At 44.1% G+C, this 2,121-nt stretch carries 1 protein-coding gene and 2 pseudogenes; all 3 read left to right on the forward strand.

Annotation, left to right across the window (positions count from 1 at the left end):
- Positions 1 to 154 (forward strand): annotated as a pseudogene (locus B1A85_RS26410) (NAD-dependent dehydratase); the annotation flags it as partial.
- Between the two features lie 33 nt (positions 155 to 187).
- Positions 188 to 1,915 carry a GDSL-type esterase/lipase family protein gene (locus tag B1A85_RS23265; protein ID WP_146087213.1) on the forward strand — a complete coding sequence of 576 codons (1,728 nt, stop codon included), beginning with the start codon at positions 188 to 190 and terminating at the stop codon, positions 1,913 to 1,915.
- Positions 1,916 to 1,976: 61 nt separating this feature from the next.
- Positions 1,977 to 2,121: pseudogene (locus B1A85_RS26415) on the forward strand (NAD(P)-dependent oxidoreductase); the annotation flags it as partial.

Consider the following 2,121-nt stretch of genomic DNA (forward strand, 5'->3'; position numbering starts at 1 on the left):
TGCTGTGCGTGGCGCACAACAACTTTATGACTTGTTTAGCCTGACTGATTTGTCAGAAGAAACCTTTTTGTTCCGTGGTTTCACTCGCTTAAAGCAATTGGAGTATTTGATTCGCACGCATCAAATTAACCAAGATTTCTATTGGACAGCATGAAACATACGATCGAGATAGAACAGGATTTCTAAAGTGTCGCAGTTTAGAATCGAAGCTGAAAATATGAACTTGGTAGGCTTTCGCATAGAAGCGAATAGTGCTGCCTCAGGTCAAAACGTCATTAGTTTAGTCAATGGCGGTGTAGCAGAAACAGGTTTTGCCTCGTTTCATTTTACGGGTGACTCCGGCTTATACAAAGTGATCGTGGGTTACTTTGATGAAAACGACGGTGCTAGTCAATTTGAAGTTCGTCTCAAGCAAAAGAATGCGATCGTCGATGCTTGGAGTGCTAACCAAAATCTAGGGAGCGCTTTTGCTAATAAGCAAACTAGCACACTGCGCACGATCGCAACACAGCTAGCTATTAGTCAAGGCGATACATTTCAAATCAAAGCTATCGAGGATGCTGGAGAACCTGCCAGAATAGACTTCATGGAGTTTGTTCCTGTTACACTACCTGCTACAACATCCGCGATTATCAATGGTACAAGCGGCAACGACCGATTGGTAGGCGATTGGAGAAATAATACGCTCAACGGTTTTGCTGGTAACGATATCCTTGAAGGTCGAGGTGGTAATAATACACTTAACGGTGGTACTGGGATAGATACTGCTGACTACGCGTTTGCAGCTAACGGCATCATTGCTAGTCTTAAAGCTGGAACTGTACTCAAACCCGTGTTTGGGACAACAACGCCAAAGGTAATGCCTTTAGGAGACTCAATTACAGCAGGAGAACACAAAGTTGATCCAACCCCAGGAACTTATCGCATTCAGCTGTGGAAAAATCTGCGTGCTGATAACTTGAGCATAGATTTTGTTGGTTCGCAGTTTAATGGTCCACCTAGTTTAGGCGATAAAAACCATGAAGGACGTGGCGGCTGGACAATCAACCAGATTGCTAGCTTGGTCGATCGAGGCATCATCAAAACGTATCAGCCACAGATCGTCTTATTGATGATTGGAACGAATGATGTACTTCGTCGTAATTCGCTGAGTACGCTGACAAGCGATTTAAGCAATTTGATAGACCGCATCAGTGCAGAATCAGGTAATACGCGGATTTTCGTTTCCTCAATTGCTCCTATCGATCCCGCGGCTAAAGGAACAACAATAGCGAATTTAGCAGCAAGCTTTAATGCATTGCTACCTGATTTTGTTAAAAATAAAGTGGCTCAAGGTAAAAAAGTTACCTATGTAAATGCTGGAGGCAGCCTCAATCTCAATGACTTAGTATCAGACGGTTTTCACCCTAACGTTGCTGGATACAACAAAATAGGAAATGCATGGTACGACGCACTTGTCAAGCGAGATACATTAACTGGAATTGAAAATCTGATTGGTTCTAACTTTGCTGATAAGTTAGTAGGAAATACAGGTAATAATACCCTCAAAGGCGGTCTAGGTAAAGACACGCTGACAGGTGGTGGCGGTGCCGATAATTTCTTTTACAAGGAAGCAAAAGAAGGTGGAGACATCATCACCGATTTTAGTTTTGACGATCGCTTGACATTCTCTAGCACAGGTTTTGGTAATGGCTTGGTGCGTGGTGTCAAGCTGAGGACGACAGCAGCAGAGACAGGCGTGTTTGTGAGTGGCGCTAATCCTACACCTTTAGGTAGTAGTGCCAATTTCTTGTACAACACTAACACAGGTGTACTGCGATTCGATCCTGATGGCATCGGACCTAGTTCAGCAACGACGATCGCAACTTTAGCTGGCGCCCCATCGCTGAGTTCTACTCAAATCTATATTTCTTGAGCAAGGCAGAATCTATTGAACTTTGCCTTTGTAGCTAATAAATTTTGAAGGAGTTTTTATAGTGCTTATAGTAGACCGCGCACTCAAAGAACGAGCAGAAGCCAAAAATCCGATTCGCGTGGGGATGATCGGTGCAGGGTTCATGGGACGCGGCATCGCCAACCAAATCATCAACTCCGTCCCTGGAATGGAACTCGTCGCCATTG

This window comes from Chroococcidiopsis sp. TS-821 (assembly GCF_002939305.1).
In the GTDB taxonomy this organism is placed as follows: Bacteria; Cyanobacteriota; Cyanobacteriia; order Cyanobacteriales; family Chroococcidiopsidaceae; genus Chroogloeocystis.